This is a genomic window from Azoarcus sp. Soil_N_20, assembly GCF_057656155.1.
Genome location: NZ_JBDGKX010000005.1, coordinates 97171 through 117654 on the forward strand (window position 1 = coordinate 97171; position 20484 = coordinate 117654).

A 20484-nucleotide genomic window follows, 5' to 3' on the forward strand; every position below is an offset into this window, starting at 1 on the left:
CACGGGCAGGCCGCATCACGGCGGCGCAGGACTCCGTTCGACTCCGCGTTGAACCGTGCGTTCGGCGCGACAAAGGATCCGCGCCGCCTGATGCGGCCTGCCGCTACCAGACGAAGTACATCAGCACCCACGGCAGCACCGCGCCGGCGATCGCGGCCGCGCCGGCGCCGAACGCACCCGGTCGCCCGCCACGGGCCACCGCGGCGGTGGCGGCGATTTGCCGTCCGAGCAGCCACAGGCTGCCCGCCGCACCGAGCGCGAGAAGCGCCGCGCGCAGCGCGCCCAACTGCGGGATCACCACCCCTTCGGCGCTCAGCAGCGTGACGGTGAGCCCCGACAGACCGAGAAAGAGGCCGACCCCGGCCAGCGGCACCAGCGCGTAGGCGAGCCGCAGGTGCGCTTGCGGCTCGCCCAGCAGGCGGCCCGCGACCCGCAGCCACAGACTCACCCAGCCCCCCACGACGAGCGCGGCAGCCCCGATGTAGCCGAGGATCATCATCCCGTCGAGCCAGGTGAACACATCGTTCGCCTGCGGATAATGGGTCAGCAGCCACCACGGGATGTCGTCGTCGAGGAGCGCGAAGTGCTCGCCATCGATCAGCCATTCAGCGATTGCCAACTTGGCGTGCACGAACCACGGCGAGGCCGACCACTGGAAGGCACCGATCGCGGTGCCGATCAGGCCGAACACCAGCAGACGCACTTCCCAGCGCTCGACGTCGGCGTCGCCGAGCTGCGCGAGTTCGCTGCCGGGCGCGCGTACGGCGAGGCCGATCGCGTCGCGATGGCCGCTGCAGCGCCCGCACATGTGGCACGGCGCGGCGCTCTGCATGCGCCGCAGGTCAAGCAGCGGGGCACAGTTCACCGGGGCCGCCGGCGAGCCGACCGCCGCCTCCCAGCGCGCCCGGTCGGTGCGGAAATGCACCGGCGCAAACCGCGCCAGCAGGCCGAACACGCCGCTCACCGGGCACAGGTGGCGGCACCACACGCGCTTTCCGCGGCCATACACGAGGCCGACCGCGATCGCTGCCACGGTCGAACCGCCCAGCACCAGCAGCGCCGCCTGCGGGTACTCATAGACGCTCACCAACTGGCCGTACACGGTGGTGGCGAGGAAGGCAACGAACGGCCAGCCCCCCCACTTCAGCCAGCGCGGCACCGGCCGCCCCAGGCCGAAGCGGCTCGCCTGCTCGGAGACGAAACCCTCCGGGCACAGCACGCCGCACCACACCCGCCCCATGAACAGCATCGACAGCAGCACGAAGGGCCACCAGACGCCCCAGAACGCAAACTGGGCGAACAGCGTGAGGTTGTCCCACAGATGGGCGCCGGTTTCCGGGAGCGGCAGGAAGGCCGGGGTGACGACGAGAACCAGATAGGCGACCAGCACCCCCCACTGCACGCCGACGATGACCCCGCGGTGGCGGCGCATGGCCTCGCCCAGCCGCTCGATCCACGGCGTCCGCGGGGCGGACACCACCTGCGTGCAGCCGCTCATGGCGCGCTCCGCGCCGGACGCTCGCGCGCGAGCCAGCTCACCAGCATCCAGTAGCCGAGCCACGCCGCCAGCACGGTCAGCGCGGGTCGTGCGCGATAGCCGGCGAAGGCGCTGGCGAGCTTGCCGGCTGTGCTGCCGTCGTCGAGCAGCGCGGAGCTGTCCCATACCGGCTCGATCAGCGGCGGCAACCATTCCATGTCGATCAGGCGCTCGACCCCGGCCACCACCAGCCCCGCCGCGAGCAGCAGCAACAGCGCCTCGGTGATGCGGAAGAATGTGCGCGGCGACAGCAGCTTCGAGCCGCGCTGGATCAGCGCGGCGGTGACGAGCGCGAGGGCGAAGCCCAGCCCGGCGCCGGCGAACATGGCGCCGAGCTCGCCGCCGCTGCGCTCCATGCCGAGGCCGTACAGGAACAGGACGGTCTCGGCGCCTTCGCGGCCCACCGCGAGCGCCGCAAGCAAGGCCGCGGAGAAGCCGCCGGCGCTGTCCGCGGCACGCGCCAGCCCCGCTTCGAGATCACGCCGCAGGTGGCGGGCGTGACGCCGCATCCACAACACCATGTGGGTGACGAGCACCGCGGCAACGAGCACGATGCCGGCCTGGAACGCGTCCAGTGCAGCGCCCGCGAGCTGACCCTGCACGCCGAGCATGGCGGCGGCGAGTGCGCCGGCGAGCACCAGCCCGCCGGCCACGCCGGCCCACAGGTGGCGGGGCGTGATGCGGCCGTCGCCGTGGGTGCGGATCCATGCGTACAGGATCCCCACCACGAGGATGGCTTCGACGCTCTCGCGCCAGACGATGAACAAGGCATTGCCCATGATCGAACTCCGTGTGGACGCTATCTGGCGATCAGCCGCCCTTTGGCGGTATCGGGGTGGAATTCGCCGAAGAACGGATACTCGCCCGGCTTCAGCGGCGGGAAGACGGTGGTCCGGGTGACCCCGGGTGCCACCACCAGCTCCTTGAACGGGCTGGAGGTCTCGAACTCCTCGGGCCCGGCATTGCGGTTGGTCACCTGCAGACGGAAGCGGGTGTTGGCCGGCACTTCGAGGGTGTCGGGGGTGAAGCGGCCATCCTCGGCAACGAGCGCGACGGTCGGCAGATCGGCGTGTGCCGCACCGGGCTGGGCGAGCGCGGCGGCACACAGCAGGGCGGCCAGTGAAGTCGGATAGGTCATGAACGGCTCCGGCGCAAAAAGCACAAAAAGCCCCGCCGGGCATTGGGGCCGGACGGGGCGGAGAAGGATGGACGAGGTTCAGAACGCATACAGGGCGCGTACCCCCACTGCCGTGATGGACTTCGCGTCGCGATCGGCCGACGCACGGCGCACGTGCTGCAGGTCCGGGGTGAGGGCGAGTTGGTCGTTCACGTGCCAGCGGTAGTAGAGCTCGGCGACCTGTTCCGCACCGTTCGCGGCAAATCCGGTCAGCGTCGGGTCGGCCGCCGTGTCGCGGCGGAACCCGCTGCTCGCGCGCAGCCAGCCCCAGGCGAAGCCGAGGCCGTCGGCACCGCGGCCCCAGGCATTGCCGGTGAGTTCGCCGCCGAGCGTGAGCGTGCGGTCGAACGCGGTCTTGCCCGAGGTGCCGTCGCCATAGCGCCCGAACAGGGTGAGATCCTCACTCACGCGCTGATCGACGCTCAACCCCCAGCCGGTGGTGCCATCGGTCGAGCCATCGTAGCCCTCGTACTGGCCGTTGCGCCAGCCATACGCGCGGTAGGTCCCGTCCAGCCCGCCGAACAGCTTGGTGCCGAACTCGACCTGACCGATCACGAAGGGCTTGTGCGGCGCGTCACCGAAGCTCGCCCCGTCTCCCGCAGCGAACACCCCGACCGAGGCCGTCCACACGTCGGGCTTGGCCGCATCGCTGTGGAAGGCAACGCGGGCGCCGGGCGAGAAGCCGTAGTCGTCGGCCCCCAGGGCGCCGCCGGAGTCGATCATCGGGTTATGCACGAAGACGTTGTTGAGGAAGCGTTCGCCCTCGTCGTCGGCGATCGCGTTCTGGTCGAAGAAGCCGAACGGGTCGATCTTGCCGACGGTAAGCGCGAGATGATGCTTCGACGTGGTCGCGTGTCCGCCCAGCGGTACGTCGAGCTGGTACCAGGCTTGCGCCAGCAGTGCGGTGCTGTTGGCACCGTTGCGCTCGCCGTCCGGATTGCCGAGCTGGAACGCGGTCGAATTGAGCGCGCCGGTGAAAGTCGGGCGCAGCTTGCTGAAGCTCTCGCCCTGGCCGAGCCGCACATGGGCGAAGAACTGGCCGCTCGCGCTGCCGATGTCGCCGCCGGGCAGGCTGACCTCGATGTCGCCGCGCCAGTTGAGCTGACTCTCGGCGTTGTCGTTGGTCCGCGCCCCGCCATTGACGTGCTGCGCCACCGCGAGCACGCTGCCTTCGACCGCAATGCCCTCGAGCGCGTCGAGCACGCCGCTGCGACTGCGGTTCGCGTCGGCCAGGGTCTCGACCGCCTTCAGGCGGGTCACCAGTTCCGGCTCGCGATCGCTGATGCGATCGCTGTCGAGGCTTGTGGCGAGTTCGCTGTTCTGTTGCTCGAGCGCCGCGACCCGGTTGGCGAGGCCCGCGGCGGCGGGTTGCGCAAGCCTCTGCTCGAGTTCGGCGTTGCGCTTCTCGAGTCGGTCGACGCGCTCGGCTAGCCGCCTGAGTTCGACGAGCAACGCATCCTGGGGACTGGCGGCAGAGACCCCGCCTGCCACCCCGAACACCGCGATCGCAAGTCCGGTGCGCAATAGCGCGGGCGTGGCCATGTCAGTACCCGCCCTTCTTGCCGATGCCGACGTAGGTGAAGTCGTTCTCGGTCTCGAACGCCTTGAACCACGGCCGCACGCCGGTGGCGCGGTCGGTGTGGCGGCCGAAATGCTGGCCGTGGCCACCCTGGGCCTCGGCCCCCGGCGGCAGGATGGTATATTTCACCCGGTACTTGCCGGGCCCCGCGAGCTTGATGTTGTCGCCATAGTGCGGGCCGTCGTTCGCCACCATCGGCATGAAGGTGCCGGACTGCTTCCAGTCACCGCCGATCTTCTCGATCTCGAACTTGACCGTCAGGTAAGGAATCCACGAACCCTCCTCGAAGCCGTTGGGATTATTGGCGAGGGCCCGGATATCGGCTTCGATGTGGATATCCGAATCGGCCGCCTTGCGCATCATCCCGTCCGGCTCCATGTCGACCGGCTGCAGGTACACCGCCGCGATCTCCATGCCGTAGCGTTGCTGCGGTGTGCCGATGGGATATTCGAGGGCGTGCGCGGCGAACGACAGGCAGGCCAGGGCGCCGACGGTCAGGGCGCGGAGCGGAAAACGGGGCATATGCAATTCCTTTCGGGAGCGAGATTGAAGTGAGAACGGCTTTGGATGCTGGTGAAGCATTCAGGATTGGCAGGGATGATAAGCTTAATGCGAACTATTCGCAATTTAATTTGTCGTGCCCGCGCTCCGGTGGGCGGTGTGCCCGCCGCTCCCGCGGCAATGCTGCGCTGGTCTATGCTTGAAGCGTTACGCCTGCGGTGACGGCAGACCGACCACGAAAGGATGCCCGCAGACCCCGACGCACAGAGGAGGACGAACCATGGACAGTGCGAGATTCGGCTTCGTGAAACTCAAGGTGGTCGCGCTCGCCGTTGCGAATCGCGCGCGTGCCCACCGTTTCTACGGCGAGACGCTGGGCTGGCCACCGGCATTCGAGGGCGACGAGTGCGTCGGCTACCGACTCGGGTCGACCATCTTCATGCTCAAGGACGACGGTGCCGCGGAGCCGTGCGCGACCCTCAATCCACGTATCACGCTGGAGACGACCCACGCCGGTCGCACCGAGACCGAACTGCGCGCCAGCGGCGTTGCAATCGGAGATCCGGTTGCGGTCTATGACGATTTTCTGGTCGGCAGCTTTGTCGACAGCGAAGGCAACAAGCTGTGGTTCTGCTCTGCGCGCGAGCCTGCATAGCGGCCGGCGCCGGCCCGATGTTCACCGCCGTTTGAAAAAGTCCCACATCACGTCGTTGGCCGAGATCGCCTGCGAGGGCGGTTCATCGCCACGCGGTTTGTGTCCGCCCGGCCACGAGTGGCCACCGCTGTCGGTGACGCACAGCTGGACCTCGGCGCCGCCCCTACACGACGAATACACCTCGCAGTAGGCGCCTGCCCGCTCGAGGGTGCGCCTCGGGGTGGCGCCACAGCCATTCAACCGTACCCAGCCGGCAACCGTATCCGCGACCGAGGTGTAGTCGGTGACCGCCGACGGGCGGGGTCCATCGGGACCGGCCCCGCCGCCGAACAGCACGTGGGTATCGTTGCGGGCGTGGATGTGCAGGATCGACACCGGCTGCCCCGGCTTGCAGCTGCGCGTGTTGTCGGTGCCGGCCACGGCCGCGATCGCCGTGAACACCTCGGGCATCTCGCACGCCAGCCGATAGGCCATCATGCCGCCGTTCGACATGCCGGCGGCGAAAACGCGGTCGGGGTCCACGGTGATCCGACGGGCCAGCTGGGCAAGGAGCGCGCGGATGAAGCCGACGTCGTCGACGTTCTGGTCGCGCGCACCGCCGCAACAGTTGCCGGCATTCCAGGTCGCCAGCTTGCCGCTCTCGAGCTTGCTGTAGCCATTGGGAAAAACCGCAACAAAACCTTCGCGCTCCGACTTGGTGATCAGACCGTAGTAGGCGTCGTTGGCCTGATAGTCCATGCTGCCACCACCGCCGTGCAGTGCGACCAGCAGTGGCACCGGCCGTGCCGGGTCGTACCTGGCCGGCACGTGCACCCGGTACATCCGCGTCAGCCCGGCGTGCTCGAGCGTGAACCGGTAATCGCCCGGTCCGGTGATCGCGGAAGCGGCAGTCGGGTCCGCCGCGGCGCGCGCCTTCTGCTGCTGGCGCTCGGTCAGGCGCTCCTTGAGCCGCTGGCGGATGGCCCCGTCCTGGGCGGCCGCCGGTGGCGACACGAAGGCGACGCCGCAGGCGAACAGGACAAACACAAGGAACGAACGGATGCGGCGTGTCATGGGCATGCTCGCAGGCCAGGCGGATCGGGAAGCGGTCTCACGATCGCCTCGACCGCCAACAAAATGGCGCCCACTGGCCGCCATTTTGTCGAGCCCGCACGCCGGAATCAAGTTCTGTTGCGGCGGCGTACGGCGCCCAGACCCGCCAGCCCGATGCCCAGCAACGCGAGCGACGCGGGTTCGGGAACGCCGGTGGGCGGTTGCGGCCCTTCGAGCGGGAAGCTGGCAGAGATGTAAGGCAGCACGCTGCCATCCTGGCGGGTATGGCCGAAGTGAATGAACATCTCGATGCCGTTGGGTTGGACGCCGATCGGCGCTTCGCCGACCGTCTGACCTGCTGCCCAAAGATCCGTGGGTGTGACACTGTCCAGCAGGACCGAAGAGGGATCGGCAAAATTAACCGGATCACTGAAACTGCCAGTAACGGTATTGACCCCGATTGCGGCCAGGAAGGCGTTTCCGTTCTTGGTCCACTCGGCATCGTGGTCGGTGCCGACCCAGACGCCGCCGCCGGTCAGCAGAAAATTGCTGGCGACATTCTGCAGCAAGGCGACTTCCGAGCCGTTTGCACCTTGAAAGTAGTAGCCATAGGACCGGGTATCCACGACCAGGCCGCTGTGCGCGTTCCAGAACGTACTCAGCGCCGAGGTATCGGTGGCGTTCAGGTACAGGGACGCGGTGAGGTCCCACAGATACACCTGGTCATAGGCCTTCGCAGTGAGCGCCGCCGCCAGACTGCCACCGGTTTTCGAGTCGACCACATCCACGGTATGGCCCTCCGCGGCGAGATTGGCGGCCATCTGCTGATAGACATCGACGCCGTTGAACTGGAAATCGAACTGGGTTACGAGGATCTGGGCTGCGTTTGCCTGCGCCGACAAGGCCAGAATCGCGAGTGCTATGAGTTTCCTGTTCATGATTTTTCCCCATGGGCATTGAATACAGAAGGCAGGCCGCCGATTCGTATCCATGAAACGCTGGTTTCACCAGACACCAACCGGACTGAGCATATGGAGCTGATAAGCACTTTCAATGCCAAGTCTAAGTCGAATATTGTCTTTATATTATTTTCAACACTTTATTGTCGCTATTTCGGATAACATCGCCAAAATCGCATAACGTCGCACGCAAACTGTAAAAATATCCGACACTCCGCGCCGCGTTCTTCGACCCTGGTGACGTGAAACCGGAAGGGGACGAGGGTCAGCGACTAGCCGTCACCGGTGGCGCGCAACCTCGCCATCGCCATCGATGCCGCCGCGGTGCGGGTTTCCACCCCGAGCTTCTCGAACACGTGTTCGAGGTGCTTATGCACGGTGCGCGGACTGGAGCCGAGGATCTCGCCGATGTCGCGGTTGGTCTTGCCGCGGATCACCCAATACAGCACCTCGGCCTCGCGGGTGGTGAGGCGGAAGGCGGTGATCAGGGCTTCGATCGCGCTGGCGTCGTTCTCCTCGCGCAACACCACCAGCCACTCTTCGTCGCCGGTCTGGTCGTGGAAGGAGGCGAGCAGGCGACGCTGGCCGTCCACCGCGACCAGCGCCGGCACGTCGCGGCGTTCGCGGCGCGCCAGTTCGGCGGCGAGTATCCAGTCGAGCAGGCGCGGCGGGGCGAACTCGCTCGGCTCGCTGCGGGTGGCATCGAACCAGCGCCCGATCAGCTGGCGCGCGAGGGGCGTCTGCCACACCAGCCTGCCGTCGTGCGCGCGTACCGCCACCGTGGCCTGGCCGAAGGCGTCGAGCGCGCTTCGCGCCTGTTTCATCTGGCGCGCGTTCTGCACATGGGCGGCAATGCGGGCGAGCACCTCGGCCGGCTTGATCGGCTTGGTCACGTAGTCGGCGCCGCCGGCGGCGAAGGCGGCGACGACGTGCTCGGTCTCGGTCAGACCGGTCATGAAGATCAGCGGAATCGCACGGGTGGCAAAGTCGGCCTTGAGCCGACGCGCGACCTCGAAGCCGTCCATGCCCGGCATCAGCGCGTCGAGCAGGACCACGTCGGGCAGACTCTGGCGGGCGCGCGCGAGCGCACTCTCGCCATTGGTGGCGACGAGCACGAGATAGCCGGCCTCGTCGAGCGCGTCGTGCAGCAGCGCGAGGTTTTCCGGCACGTCGTCGACGATCAGCACGATACCGGCGGCAGCGGCGGCGGGATCGGCAGCGGACAGGGGCGGCGTCATGATGCGGGCGGATCCTTGCGACGCAGTATCTCGCCCATCGCCTCGAACTGGAACTGGCGCGCCAGGTCGCGCTGCACGCGGACGAACTCGCCGTGCACCGGGTCGGAGCGCTCGATCTCGGCCAGTTTGGTCAGGATGCCGCGCAGGAAGCCCAGTTCGATCAGCTCGTCGAGCGCGCGCAGCTCGGCCTCGGGCGGCAGCACCAGCCGTGCCACCGCGGCTTGCGGGGCGGGCACCAGGACGGCATCGGGCGAATCCGCCCACACCCACTCGAGCTGCAGGCGCCGGCCGATCCAGTCGAGCAGCTCATCGACCCGAATCGGCTTGAGGATGAAGTCGCCGGCATCGATTCCGAGGTCGTTGTCCAGCCCCTTGTCGAAGGCATTGGCCGAGATGATCGCCAGCGGCGCGTCGTCCAGCCCGGACGCGCGCAGGCGGCGGATGGTTTCCCAGCCATCGATGCCGGGCATTGCCAGATCCATGAAAATCAGGTGCGGACGGAAACGCGGCACCAGGTCGAGACAATCGTGGCCGGACTCCGCCTGGGCGACCTCGAAACCGAGCGGTTCGAGCACGTTCACCAGCAGTTCGCGATCGACGCGCTCATTGTCCACGGTGAGGATGCGCCGGCGCACGCCCTTGTAGCCGATGCGCCGGATGCGTGGCAGGGCCTCGGCGGCCTGGGTGTCGTGCAGTTGCGGCAGGAACAGGCGAACGCGGAACACGCTGCCCTCGCCCGGCCGGCTGTCCACGGTGAGCTCGCCACCCATCAGGTCGGTGAGCATCTTGCTGATCGTCAGCCCCAGCCCGGTACCGGTGGTGGTGCCGCCGCGTGCGCTGCTGCCGCGGGCAAAGGGCTCGAAGATGTGGGCGATCTCCTCCGCCGGTATGCCCGGCCCGCTGTCCTCGACTTCGAACAGGGCCATCTCGCGGCGGTAGGTGAGGCGCAGCTGCACCGTGCCGCGCGCGGTGAACTTGATCGCGTTGCCGATGATGTTGATCAGGATCTGGCGCAAGCGCTTCTCGTCGGCGCGCACCACTTCCGGCAGGGTGCCGATGGTCTCGAAGCGAAAACCCAGGCCCTTGTTGCGCGCCTGCAGCTCGAACATGGCGGTCAGCTGGCGAACGAAGTCGGGGAAAGCGAGCGGGCGCATGTCGAGCGCGAACTTGCCACCCTCGATGCGGGCGATGTCGAGAGTGCCCTCGATCAGCGACAGCAGGTGCTCGCCGCTGCGCTTGATCACGCCCACCGCTTGCTGGCGGTGGGGCGGGATCGCGGGATCGCCGTCGAGGATCTGGGCGTAGCCGAGAATGCTGTTGAGCGGCGTGCGCAGCTCGTGGCTGATCGAGGTCACGTAGCGGCTCTTGGCCTGGTTGGCCTGCTCGGCGATGCGGCGCGCGTTCTGCAGCTGCTCGTCGGTGCGCCGGTGCGACTCGATCTCCTGCATCAGCAGCCGGGTCTGGCGGTTCGACTCCTCCTGCGCCACCTGACGGCTCTTGTGGGTCAGCACCATCCACCAGGCGCCGATGCCGCTCATCAGGAACAGCGCGGCGAAAGTCTTGATCAGCACGCCTTTCAGGTCGCCGGCGGCGGCCGCGGGGCCGCGCGCGAGGATCTCGTGGTAGTACAGCGTGCCCAGCAGCAGCGCGAGAAAGGCGGTGATCCCGGTGATCAGCAACAGATAGTGGCCGAGACCGGCGTCGAGGTAGGGCTGCAGCGACTTCGGCAGGACCCTGTGCAACACCCCCGACCACTGCGCCGACAGCCGCGCGTGCGGCTTGCACTGATCGCCGCAGCGCGCGTCGAGCGAACAGCACAGCGAACAGATGGTGCCCTGGTAGGCCGGACAGTGGCTGGTGTCCTCGGGCTCGAAACGCTGGCCGCAGATGCAGCACTTGCGCGTCGCCACCCAGGCCTTGCCCGCGGTGTGCACCGGTTCGGGGGCGCGCGCCAGATAGTACCGGCCAGCGGTGAGCCAGGCGATCAGCGGCGAGGCCACCAGCGCCACCCCGAGCGCGATGAAGGGGGCGAAGGGTTGCAGCACCGGGCCGAACAGGCCGATGAAGGTGCTCACCGACAGCACCGAGGCGATCAGCATCGCCCCCACCCCGACCGGGTTGATGTCGTACAGGTGACTGCGCTTGAACTCGATCCCGGGCGGCGACAGCCCGAGCGGCTTGTTGATCACCAGGTCGGCGACCACCGCCACCATCCACGAGATGGCGATGTTGGAGTACAGCCCGAGCACCTGACCGAGCGCCTGGAACACGTTCATCTCCATCAGCAGCAGCGCGATCAGGATGTTGAACACCACCCACACCACCCGCCCCGGATGGCTGTGGGTCAGGCGCGAGAAGAAGTTCGACCACGCCAGCGAACCGGCGTAGGCGTTGGTGACGTTGATCTTCAACTGCGACACGATGACAAACAGCGCGGTCACCACCATCGCCCCCAGCGCGCTGTCGAACACCGCCGAAAAGCCGAGCAGATACATCTGGTTGGGGTCGACCGCCCGTGCCGCCGACATGCCGTTGCGCAACAGCATCCACGCCAGCAGCGCGCCGCCGAGCATCTTCACCACCCCGATCAGCACCCACCCCGGCCCGCCCAGCACTACGCCGAACAGCCAGCGCCAGCGGTTCTGCTCGGTGCGCGCGGGCATGAAGCGCAGGTAGTCGGCCTGCTCGCCCATCTGCGTGATCAGTGCGATGCCGACCGTCATCGCGCCGGCAAACAGGTGCAGATCGAAGGCGCCGCCCTTGCCGTCCACCCCGGGGTACTGCCACAGGCCGGCGAGCACGGTCGGGTCCTCGCGCAACACGAAGAAGAAGGGCAGCGCGAGCAGGAACAGCCAAAGCGGCTGGGTCAGGGTCTGCAGCTTGCTGATCACGGTGATGCCGTGGGTCACCAGCGGGATCACCACCAGCGCGCAGATCAGGTAGCCCCATGCGGGCGGGATGCCGAGCGCCATCTCCAGCGCGTAGGCCATGATCGCCGCCTCGAGCGCGAACAGGATGAAGGTGAAGGACGCATACACCAGCGAGGTGATGGTCGAGCCGATGTAGCCGAAACCCGAGCCCCTCGTCAGCAGGTCCATGTCCACGCCGTGGCGGGCGGCGTAGAGGCTGATCGGCAAGCCGGTCAGGAAGATGATCAGGCCGATCGCGAGGATCGCCCAGAAGCTGTTGATGAAGCCGTAGCCCACCAGCATGGTGGCGCCGACCGCCTCGAGCACCAGGAAGGAGGCGGCGCCGAAGGCGGTGTTGCCGACCCGGAACTCGGTCCACTTGCGGAAACTGCGCGGGGTGAAGCGCAGCGCGTAGTCCTCGAGCGTTTCGTTGGCGACCCAGGTGTTGTAATCGCGCCGGATCTTCACCACCCGTTGCGGCGCAGCGTCGTGCGGGGCGGCCGGCTGATCGGTGGCGGGCGCGGGGTCGGCGAGCGGATCGAGGGCGTTCATCGAAGGTCGGAATGGCGCAACACGGGAAGCGGTTGCGCCATTCTATGCGCCCTCCGGCGAGGGTGCGTTCATTGTTCGAGCACGCGCGGCCGCAGCAATCTACTTCTTGCCGCCCATTTCCTTCAGGGTCTCGGCGAGCAGCGCGGCCTTGTCGATCTGCAACGGCGCCGGTGCATCGGCCGGGCACAGGTCGGCGATGTCGATGCCCATGCGGTCCTGCCCGGCTTCCACGGCCGACGGCAGATCCTCGCGCGCCACCTCCAGGGTGCGCATCAGATGCCCCATGCCGGCCAGGGTGCGGGCCTCGGCGGTGAGACGGTCATAGCGAGCATTGACGTAGGCGCGGCGGGCCTGGAAATATTCGTTCTCGGTGTCGAGCAGGTCGAGCAGGGTGCGCTGGCCGATGTCGAACTGGCGGCGGTAGGCTTCGCGCGCCTTCTCGATCGACAGTTGATGCTGATCGAGATAGCGCAACTGCTCTTCGAGCCGCCGGACGTCGTTCCAGGCGATCGACAGGTTCTGGCGCACGTCGCGGCACGCCTTCTCGCGCAGTTCCCTGGCCTGGTTGAGCGATTCGGCGGCCTGGCGGACGCGGGCATTGTCCGCGCCACCGCGGAACAGGTTGTAGGTCAGGACCAGTTCGACCACGCCGTCGCGCGACCGACCATCGATGCCGTCCAGATTGTTGTCGATCGCCTGCCGGGCGCGAAGGTCGACGCGTGGATGGTAGGCCGCGCGCCGCGTATCGACCGCCGATTGTCCGGCACGCACGTTCTCGACCGCGGCATTGAGCACCGGGCTGGTGTTGAAGGCTTCGCGCAGCGCGTCGTTCACCGTGGCTGGCAACCCTCCGCCGTTCAGACTCTCGCCAAGCGTCGGCATGCGCTCGGCCGGCAGCTCGCCCACGATTCGCAGGTAGCGGCTGCTGACGTCGTGCAGGTTGGACACTTCGGTCAGCAGATTGGATTCGGCCAGCGCCAGCCGACCGGTCGCCTGCTCGAGGTCGACGCGGCGCCCCACGCCGGCGCCGGCACGCTCGCCGATCTGGTCATACACCTGCTTGTGTTCGACATAGTTCTGCTTGGCCAGCACCACCAGATCGCGATAGCGCAGGACGTCGGCATAGCCACGGACGGCCTCGAGCGCGGCAGACTCGGAGGCGTCGATGATTTCGTAATAGCGCGCCAGGCGTGTATAGCCGAGGCGCGAAACCTCGCTGCGGGTAAAGAAGCCGTCATACACCATCTGGTTCAGCGACAGCGTGGCGTTGCCATGGGTGAAATAATCGGTCGAGATATCCGGCCGCTTCTGGCTTTCGCGGCCGACTCCGGTGCTCAGGTCGACCTGCGGGAAGTAGCCACCACGGGCGGCGTCCTGATCCGCCCCTGCCGCACCGAAAGCATGCCAGCGCGCCTGCACGTCGGGGTTGGTCACCACCGCCTTGCGCGCGGCATCGCGCAGGGCATCGGGCATCGTCGCCAGGGCGGCCGCAGGCAGAGCGGCAAGGACTGCGATCGACAGCAGGGTACAAACTCGTTTCATGGATTCTCCGGGACAATCTGAAATGCCGGCTGCGGCGTGCGGCGCCTCGAGCCGATCTGAGCAGTCCGCATCGTATACGCATGAATCGTTGCGAAATGCGCACAATTCAACGTTTGTGACGATATTCCGTGATTCGCAGCCGATCGGGGCAGCACAGGGGGCCCCGTTTCCGGATAATGGGCGCCAGTCCACCACCCGAGCACCGATGCCCTTCCCGCCCCCAGCCCGCACCATGGCGCATCTGCCGTCCCGCCGTCATGGCCGGGTGCGAAGGTATGTCGCACTGCTGTTCGGCCTGGTGATCGGCCTGTGTGTGGCGGCGCCGGAGCTCGACCGCATGCAGGAGCTCGCGGTTTCGCGCTACGGTGCGCCGGGCGGCGAGGCGGTGGCGGCGTGGCGGCGGATGATGGACGAGGCACGCGACCTGGACGACAGCGAAAAGCTCGGCCGGGTGAATACCTTCTTCAACCGCCGCACCCGGTTCCTGGACGACATTGTCGTGTGGCAGCAGAGCGACTACTGGGCGACGCCGCTCGAGACCCTCGGTCGCGGCGCCGGCGACTGCGAGGACTTCTCGATCGCCAAGTACATCACCCTGCGCCTGCTCGAGGTGCCGGCGGAAAAGCTCAGGCTCGTCTATGTGCGCGCCCGCATCGGCGCGGCGGACAGCACCCTGACCCAGGCCCACATGGTGCTGAGCTACTTCGAGACCCCCACCGTCGAACCGCTGGTGCTGGACAACCTGATCGGCGAGATCCGCCCCGCAGGTCGCCGCCCCGACCTGTTTCCCGTGTTCAGCTTCAACAACGAAGGCCTGTGGGTGGGCGGCGGTACCACCTCGGCGGCCGACCCCACCACCCGCCTGTCGCGCTGGCGCGACGTGATCGAGCGCATGCGCGCCGAAGGACTGCAATGAGCCCGTACCGGATCGAACCGACTTTTCCCGGAGTTCCACGCCCATGTCCCTGATCAAGCAACTGTGGATCGCCATCGCCCTGGTCACCCTGCTGTCGCTCGGCGGCAGTCTGGTGGTGAGCACCCTGGCGGCCAAGCGCTACCTCGAGCAGCAGCTCAATGTAAAGAATGTCGACAATGCGACGGCGCTCGCACTGTCGCTGTCGCAGATGCCGAAGGATCCGGTGACGGTCGAACTGCAGGTCGCCGCCCAGTTCGACGCCGGCCATTACCGCCTGATCCGTCTGCGCGGCCCCGACGGCACCACCCTGGTCGAACGCAGCGCCGAGCCCCGGCTCGACGAGGTGCCGGCATGGTTCGTCCGCCTCGCGGCGATCGAGGCCCATCCGGGCGTGGCCCATGTGCAGGACGGCTGGCAACAGTTCGCCACCCTGACCCTGGAGAGCCAGACCAGCTACGCCTATGCCGAGCTGTGGAGCAGCATCCGGCAGTTGCTGCTGTGGTTCGTGGTCATGGCCGCGGCCGCGGGCGCAATCGGCAGCCTGCTGCTGGGGCGCATCACCCATCCGCTGCGCAAGCTGGTCGGGCAGGCCGAAGCGATCGGCGAACGCCGCTTCATCACCACGCCCGAACCGGCCACCGCCGAGCTGCGGGTGGTGGTGCGGGCGATGAATGCGCTGTCCGATCGGGTGCGTCTGATGCTGGTCGACGAGGCGCGGCGCCTCGAGATTCTGCGCAAGCAGACCCAGGAGGACGCGCTCACCGGCCTGCTCGAGCGCCGTCAGTTCCTCAATGTGCTCGGCGCGCAGCTCGAGGACCACGACACGGCGCCCGGCGGCGCGCTGCTGATCGCGCGCGTCGGCAGGCTGGCCGAGCTCAACCGCTCGCAAGGCCGCGACTTCGTGGACCGCCTGCTGTGCGAACTGGCCGACGCGCTGCGTGATCAGCTGGCCGACCACACCGGGTGGGCGGCGGGGCGCCTCAACGGCACCGATCTGGCGGTCATGACCCCGGACGTCGCCGACCTGGCGCAGTGGGTCGAGACCTTCGCGGCCGCGCTGCATGTGGTCGTCGACCGCCGCGCCCACGGCATCGCCCCGATCCCGCTGCCGATCGCGGCCGCGCGCTACGCGCCGGGCGAGGCGCCGGGGGCCGTGCTGACCCGGATCGATGCCGTGCTGGCCGAGGCCGAGCTCGGCGGCGAACGCGCGGTCCACATCGACGCCGGAACCGGCCTTGCCCAGCCTCGCCGCGATCAGGCGCAATGGCGCGACGCCATTGTCACCGCGCTCGATCGCGGCGAGCTCAGGCTGGAAACCTATCCGGTCACCGACGGTGCCGGAAAGACAGTCCACATCGAGGCGCCGGTACGGCTCCGGCTCGATGGTGAATGGCGCGGAGTGGGCTACTTCATGCCGTGGGCGGTGCGTCTCGGGCTGATGGGGCGGATCGACGGGGCAGTGGTGCGGGCCGCACTCGATCTCATTCGCGCCGACGGGCAAGCGGTGGCAGTCAACATTTCGTCGCAGTCGATCCACGACGCCGGCTTCCTCGCCGACCTTCTCGGCCAGCTCGGGCGGGCACCGGATGCGGCCCCGCTGCTGTGGATGGAAGTGCCCGAACAAAGTGCGGCACGCAACCAGGCCGACTTCCGTACCTTCTGTCTGGCGCTCAAGCCGCTTGCCTGCAAGCTCGGGCTCGAGCATGCCGGCCCGCACTTCAGTGCGCTGAGCGATCTGCACGACCTCGGGCTCGATTACCTGAAAGTCGATGCCTCGCTGGTCCGCGACCTCGCTGGCAACGCGGGCAATCAGGCATTTGCGCGCAGTCTGTGCACGCTGGCGCACGCACTCGGGCTGACGGTCATCGCCGAGGGCGTGGAACAAGGCGGAGATGCGGCGATGCTGCGCGATGTCGGCTTCGACGCGATGACCGGTCCCGGTATCCGTTGAACGACAGCAAGCGTCCGGGTGATCGCCGCCGCAGGCCTCACCCGGACCACCACGACCCGCTCAGATCAAGCCGTCATCAGCCGCGCCGAGCAGTTCCAGTCCGCTGCGCAGCGATGCGCGCAACGAGCGCCGTTCCATCAGTTTCTGCTGAGCCTGCTCGGGCAGGTCGGTGAAGCGGATCACATCGCGCTCGATCAGCAGATCGACGATATCCTCCAGCACCCGGACCAGGCGCAGGTCGGATGCGGTCAGCGTTGCCTCGCTGCCCGCCCTCTGCCCGAACGCGAGCAATTCTGCCGATCCGTCGTCGATCCGCTCGTTGATCGCGCCCTCCGCCTCGAGACTCGCGGCGATGATACGCCCGCTCCCATCACGCTTCACATACATCGCGTCCGTTCTCCCGGAAACCCGCATTAGCCGTTGCTGATGAGCAGCTGGCCATTGGCAACCAGCTGGTTGATCATGTCGTGGCTGCTCAAGCCGCTGTCGAACGACACACTCTCCAGCACGATGGTCTGGTCCTCGGCGCCCGGTACATAGGCGCCGCCTGCGAAGCCGCCCGCGCTGCTGACGTGGATCACGGTATTGCCGCCGACCTGTTCGATGTTGAGGAAGTTGTCGATGGTGCCGGCGCTCTCGCCCTGAAGCAGGTCGGCAAGGTCGAGGCAATCGGCATCACCGGTGGTGGCAAAGCTGCCGAGGGTGAAGTCTCCCACGGTATCGGACGCGGGGTTCCCGACGGAGCCGGTGTCGGCCAACGCCCACTCGAAGGTATCGGCACCGAGGCCGCCATACAGCAGATCGTTACCGGCGCCGGCATCCAGCGTATCGTTGCCGTCGCCGCCGATCAACCAGTCATTGCCCGTTCCACCGGACAGGTCGGCGGTGGGCGCGACCACGTCCGCATCGCCGACGACGATCGTGACACTGCGGACCGTCAGCGCCACATCGCCGTTCGGTTCGATCGAACTCACGCTCACCTGCAGCGCAAGATCGGTCGCGGAATCGCTCGGGGGCGTCACTGTGAGGGAAGACAGGTCCCAGCCATCGAGTGCGATCGTGCCGCCGCCGGAATACTCGTTGCCGTCGCCGTCACGCAGCACGGCCCCCGCGGGAAGGCCGCCGATGCTCAGGCCGGCGAGTTGCTCCGAGCCATCCGCATCCCCTGCCACGGCTTCGATGGCGAGCGGATAGCGCGTGGTCCCGGACAACGGGGCACCCGGGGACACGATCACCTGTACCGGCGCCCCCAGCGTGATCGACAAGGATGCCGCGTCGGCCACCGGCGCGATATCGACCGTCATCGTCACCTCATTGCCAAGGTCCTGTCCGTCGGTCGGCTTGAACGAGAAGCGGGCGTAATCGGCCTCCAGGTTGCCCACCCCGGAGCCGCCGAACACGTCGCTGCCGGATGCGTTCGGGGCCGGCATGAAGCGCAGGTTCCCTGCGGCGATATCGGCATAGGCGATGACCTGGTCCGCCACGACGCCCAGCCACACTCCGCCACTGAGCATTTCGAGCGTGCCGTCGGCGGGCAGCGCGGTGACCTGGATGCCGAGCGCGGAAACCGCCGAATCGGCATCGGAAACATTGAAGTCGGCCCACGAGAAGATGTAACCGGCATCTTCCATTCCCGCCACCGCCGAGATCGCGGCCAGCGGCGCATGATTGACCGGGGTCGGCGCACCGTGGGACACGGTCAGGGTCGCCGACGCGGGATCACCATCTGCATCCACCATGTTGTAGGTGAAGGTTTCGGGCTGCACATCGGCAAACTGGATGCCATCGAGTCCGGCCAGCAGCACCTTGATGTTGGCGCTGTTGTCGTTGCCGTAGAAGATGACGTAGCGGAAGGCCTCGCCGCCCTCGTTGGCCACGTTCAGGGCGAATCCCGGACTGGCGATCGGTCCGGAACCGGTGTCGAGCAGCTGCCCCTGGGCGCTGTACGTCGCCCAGTTGAACGAAGCACTCGCGTTGGTCTGCGAATAAAAGCTCGCATTCAGCGCGCTCACCTCGTGGCCGAGATCGACCAGTACCCCTTCGGGCGTGGTCGGATGGCCGTTGAGGTAGGGCGCACTGCCCTGCCCGCCGGCGACCCCGATGCCATCGGCGGTCACCGTGAAGCTCCCCGTGCCGACGAGATTGTGGAGATTGGTCTCCACCGGCACCCCGCTACTGATGTAGAACTCGTTCTGCGCGGCGACGTTGCGGGCGCCATTCAGCGCAGTCAGTTCGACGTCGCTCCAGGCGGCGAGACTGTCGCCTCCGCCCGTGCTGGCGAACAAGGACGAGGTGAAGTCGTAACTGCCGTCCTCACTCACGACCAGCACGCCGGTCGCGGTGGCGATGCTGATGGTTCCGTCTGCCCCGGCGGTGTAGGTCTGGCCCTGATGGACCACGCTGACGACCTTGCCCGGCAGATCCGCACCCAGATCGTTGGCCAGGATGCTGCCGTGGACATGGTCTCCAGGTGACACGTTGGCGATGTCATTGACCGCAACCGGCGCATCGTCTTCGATCCGGACATTGAGCACGCTGTGGCTGGTCGCCGAACCGTCGCTTGCGGTGACCCCGAAGGCCAGTTCGATCACATCCTCGACCCCGACGAGCGGATGATCCACCGCACCCTGCAGCGTTACGGTGTAAGCACCGGCAGCGGTGATGCTGACGGTCATGACCGACCGGCCATCCGCGCTCGTCGCGGTCAGCACCGAGGTCCCGTCACCCACCCAGGCCACCGGCTGACCGTCCGAGCTCAGGGTGACGGTCGGTGCCGTCAAGCTGAGGGAGAGGGCGTCGCCATCCAGGTCGCCGACCACGAAATTGCCGGTTGCCACCACATTGTTCGTGGTGTCCGTCGGAGACGGCGAAGCGTCGGCGACCCCGGCGGGCAATCCCTCCTCCGAAACGCTGGCCGTCCGCTCGCCATCGAACACCGGCGGATCATTGGCCGGAGTCACGCTGATCGTTGCCGTGGCCGGGGTGCCATCTTCCGCATCGAGGTCGTCGACGGATGCGTAGCTGAAGCTGGTGTCGCCGCTCCAGCCCGCAGCCGGCACAAAGGTGACGCTGGCTGCGTTCGCGCTCGCCGGCACTTCGTCGCCGATGTTCAGCGTCACGCCGTTGAGTTGCAGCACGCCATTGACCGGCAGGCTCTTGACCACGAAGTGATCGACCGTACCGTCCGGGTCCGAACCCGACAGGCTCACCGCGATTGCCGCCGCATCCTCCGCGCCCGAAGCGGTCGTGTCAGCCGTCTCCGGCGCATCGTTGACCAGCTCCACCGCCGGGGTGTCGCTGTCGGTGCCGCTCAGCCCCTCGGGGTCGGTCACGGTCAGTGCCACCGGCGGCAGGCTGCCACCGCCATTGACTTGGTCCGCACCGGCCTGGGTGAGCACCACCTGCCCGCCGACCAGCGCGTAGTAGCCGGCGTCTTTGCTGCCGGCGGTGAACGCCACCGCCAGTTCGGCGTCCGTATTGTCCGCGTCGGCCACCGTGTAGGTCGCCGCCACGGCGCCTGCGGCAGCACTGCCTTCGGTGAAGCCGCCGGCCATCACGTCGATCGTGGGCGCATCGTTGACCAGCTCCACCGCCGGGGTGTCGCTGTCGGTGCCGCTCAGCCCCTCGGGGTCGGTCACGGTCAGTGCCACCGGCGGCAGGCTGCCACCGCCATTGACCTGGTCCGCACCGGCCTGGGTGAGCACCACCTGCCCGCCGACCAGCGCGTAGTAGCCGGCGTCGTTGCTGCCGGCGGTGAACGCCACCGCCAGTTCGGCGTCCGTATTGTCCGCGTCGGCCACCGTGTAGGTCGCCGCCACGGCGCCTGCGGCGGCACTGCCTTCGGTGAAGCCGCCGGCCGTCACGTCGATCGTGGGCGCATCGTTGACCAGCTCCACCGCCGGGGTGTCGCTGTCGGTGCCGCTCAGCCCCTCGGGG

General features: G+C 67.6%; 15 protein-coding genes. 3 read left to right on the forward strand and 12 right to left on the reverse strand.

Annotated features, from left to right (window positions below):
* Positions 1–103: 103 nt before the first annotated feature.
* The 5 genes from AC3A35_RS11885 to AC3A35_RS11905 all read right to left on the reverse strand — a co-directional run bounded on the left by AC3A35_RS11885 (position 104) and on the right by AC3A35_RS11905 (position 4815).
* On the reverse strand, positions 104–1498 hold the full coding sequence (locus AC3A35_RS11885; RefSeq protein WP_487436307.1) for a 4Fe-4S binding protein: 1395 nt from the start codon (positions 1496–1498) through the stop codon (positions 104–106).
* On the reverse strand, positions 1495–2316 hold the full coding sequence (locus AC3A35_RS11890) for an FTR1 family iron permease (protein ID WP_487436308.1): 822 nt from the start codon (positions 2314–2316) through the stop codon (positions 1495–1497). Before AC3A35_RS11890 ends, AC3A35_RS11885 begins: the two co-directional genes overlap by 4 nt.
* A gap of 20 nt (positions 2317–2336) precedes the next feature.
* On the reverse strand, positions 2337–2675 hold the full coding sequence (locus tag AC3A35_RS11895) for a cupredoxin domain-containing protein (RefSeq protein WP_487436309.1): 339 nt from the start codon (positions 2673–2675) through the stop codon (positions 2337–2339).
* 78 nt (positions 2676–2753) lie between these two features.
* Positions 2754–4256 (reverse strand): carbohydrate porin, encoded by a 1503-nt coding sequence (locus tag AC3A35_RS11900; RefSeq protein WP_487436310.1) that lies wholly within the window; start codon positions 4254–4256, stop codon positions 2754–2756.
* 1 nt (position 4257) lies between these two features.
* Positions 4258–4815, reverse strand: coding sequence for an iron transporter (locus AC3A35_RS11905; RefSeq protein WP_487436311.1), 558 nt, complete (start codon positions 4813–4815; stop codon positions 4258–4260).
* Between the two features lie 259 nt (positions 4816–5074).
* Here AC3A35_RS11905 and AC3A35_RS11910 point away from each other — a divergent pair, with 259 nt between their 5' ends.
* Positions 5075–5449 (forward strand): VOC family protein, encoded by a 375-nt coding sequence (locus AC3A35_RS11910; protein ID WP_487436313.1) that lies wholly within the window; start codon positions 5075–5077, stop codon positions 5447–5449.
* Between the two features lie 21 nt (positions 5450–5470).
* Here AC3A35_RS11910 and AC3A35_RS11915 read toward each other — a convergent pair whose 3' ends face one another.
* The 5 genes from AC3A35_RS11915 to AC3A35_RS11935 all read right to left on the reverse strand — a co-directional run bounded on the left by AC3A35_RS11915 (position 5471) and on the right by AC3A35_RS11935 (position 13681).
* Entirely contained in the window at positions 5471–6502 is a 1032-nt protein-coding gene (locus tag AC3A35_RS11915) for an extracellular catalytic domain type 1 short-chain-length polyhydroxyalkanoate depolymerase (protein WP_487436314.1), read from the reverse strand.
* Positions 6503–6609: 107 nt separating this feature from the next.
* Positions 6610–7473 carry a PEP-CTERM sorting domain-containing protein gene (locus tag AC3A35_RS11920; RefSeq protein WP_487436315.1) on the reverse strand — a complete coding sequence of 288 codons (864 nt, stop codon included), beginning with the start codon at positions 7471–7473 and terminating at the stop codon, positions 6610–6612.
* A gap of 239 nt (positions 7474–7712) precedes the next feature.
* Positions 7713–8678: a response regulator gene (locus AC3A35_RS11925; protein ID WP_487436316.1), complete on the reverse strand. Its 966-nt coding sequence runs from the start codon at positions 8676–8678 to the stop codon at positions 7713–7715.
* Positions 8675–12139 carry a hybrid sensor histidine kinase/response regulator gene (locus AC3A35_RS11930; RefSeq protein WP_487436317.1) on the reverse strand — a complete coding sequence of 1155 codons (3465 nt, stop codon included), beginning with the start codon at positions 12137–12139 and terminating at the stop codon, positions 8675–8677. The genes AC3A35_RS11925 and AC3A35_RS11930 overlap by 4 nt, the downstream gene beginning before the upstream one ends.
* 99 nt (positions 12140–12238) lie before the next feature.
* Positions 12239–13681, reverse strand: a complete 1443-nt coding sequence (locus tag AC3A35_RS11935) for a TolC family outer membrane protein (RefSeq protein ID WP_487436318.1) — start codon at positions 13679–13681, stop codon at positions 12239–12241.
* Positions 13682–13886: 205 nt separating this feature from the next.
* On the opposite strand from AC3A35_RS11935, the gene AC3A35_RS11940 reads away from it, so the two are divergent.
* Positions 13887–14597, forward strand: coding sequence for a transglutaminase-like cysteine peptidase (locus AC3A35_RS11940; protein WP_487436319.1), 711 nt, complete (start codon positions 13887–13889; stop codon positions 14595–14597).
* A gap of 43 nt (positions 14598–14640) precedes the next feature.
* On the forward strand, positions 14641–16548 hold the full coding sequence (locus AC3A35_RS11945) for a bifunctional diguanylate cyclase/phosphodiesterase (protein ID WP_487436320.1): 1908 nt from the start codon (positions 14641–14643) through the stop codon (positions 16546–16548).
* A 60-nt stretch (positions 16549–16608) separates the two neighbouring features.
* Here AC3A35_RS11945 and AC3A35_RS11950 read toward each other — a convergent pair whose 3' ends face one another.
* Together AC3A35_RS11950 and AC3A35_RS11955 are read right to left on the reverse strand one after the other, a co-directional pair.
* Positions 16609–16935 carry a hypothetical protein gene (locus tag AC3A35_RS11950; protein WP_487436322.1) on the reverse strand — a complete coding sequence of 109 codons (327 nt, stop codon included), beginning with the start codon at positions 16933–16935 and terminating at the stop codon, positions 16609–16611.
* Between the two features lie 26 nt (positions 16936–16961).
* On the reverse strand, positions 16962–20484 hold a 3523-nt coding region (locus AC3A35_RS11955), incomplete at its 5' end, for a type I secretion C-terminal target domain-containing protein (protein ID WP_487436324.1).

What these genes read in the sequence shown, in the direction of transcription:
- AC3A35_RS11885 (WP_487436307.1), bottom strand. Translation starts at nt 1,498, where the DNA reads ATGAGCGGCTGCACGCAGGTGGTGTCCGCCCCGCGGACGCCGTGGATC.
- AC3A35_RS11890 (WP_487436308.1), bottom strand. Translation starts at nt 2,316, where the DNA reads ATGGGCAATGCCTTGTTCATCGTCTGGCGCGAGAGCGTCGAAGCCATC.
- AC3A35_RS11895 (WP_487436309.1), bottom strand. Translation starts at nt 2,675, where the DNA reads ATGACCTATCCGACTTCACTGGCCGCCCTGCTGTGTGCCGCCGCGCTC.
- AC3A35_RS11900 (WP_487436310.1), bottom strand. Translation starts at nt 4,256, where the DNA reads ATGGCCACGCCCGCGCTATTGCGCACCGGACTTGCGATCGCGGTGTTC.
- AC3A35_RS11905 (WP_487436311.1), bottom strand. Translation starts at nt 4,815, where the DNA reads ATGCCCCGTTTTCCGCTCCGCGCCCTGACCGTCGGCGCCCTGGCCTGC.
- AC3A35_RS11910 (WP_487436313.1), top strand. Translation starts at nt 5,075, where the DNA reads ATGGACAGTGCGAGATTCGGCTTCGTGAAACTCAAGGTGGTCGCGCTC.
- AC3A35_RS11915 (WP_487436314.1), bottom strand. Translation starts at nt 6,502, where the DNA reads ATGACACGCCGCATCCGTTCGTTCCTTGTGTTTGTCCTGTTCGCCTGC.
- AC3A35_RS11920 (WP_487436315.1), bottom strand. Translation starts at nt 7,473, where the DNA reads ATGGATACGAATCGGCGGCCTGCCTTCTGTATTCAATGCCCATGGGGA.
- AC3A35_RS11925 (WP_487436316.1), bottom strand. Translation starts at nt 8,678, where the DNA reads ATGACGCCGCCCCTGTCCGCTGCCGATCCCGCCGCCGCTGCCGCCGGT.
- AC3A35_RS11930 (WP_487436317.1), bottom strand. Translation starts at nt 12,139, where the DNA reads ATGAACGCCCTCGATCCGCTCGCCGACCCCGCGCCCGCCACCGATCAG.
- AC3A35_RS11935 (WP_487436318.1), bottom strand. Translation starts at nt 13,681, where the DNA reads ATGAAACGAGTTTGTACCCTGCTGTCGATCGCAGTCCTTGCCGCTCTG.
- AC3A35_RS11940 (WP_487436319.1), top strand. Translation starts at nt 13,887, where the DNA reads ATGCCCTTCCCGCCCCCAGCCCGCACCATGGCGCATCTGCCGTCCCGC.
- AC3A35_RS11945 (WP_487436320.1), top strand. Translation starts at nt 14,641, where the DNA reads ATGTCCCTGATCAAGCAACTGTGGATCGCCATCGCCCTGGTCACCCTG.
- AC3A35_RS11950 (WP_487436322.1), bottom strand. Translation starts at nt 16,935, where the DNA reads ATGTATGTGAAGCGTGATGGGAGCGGGCGTATCATCGCCGCGAGTCTC.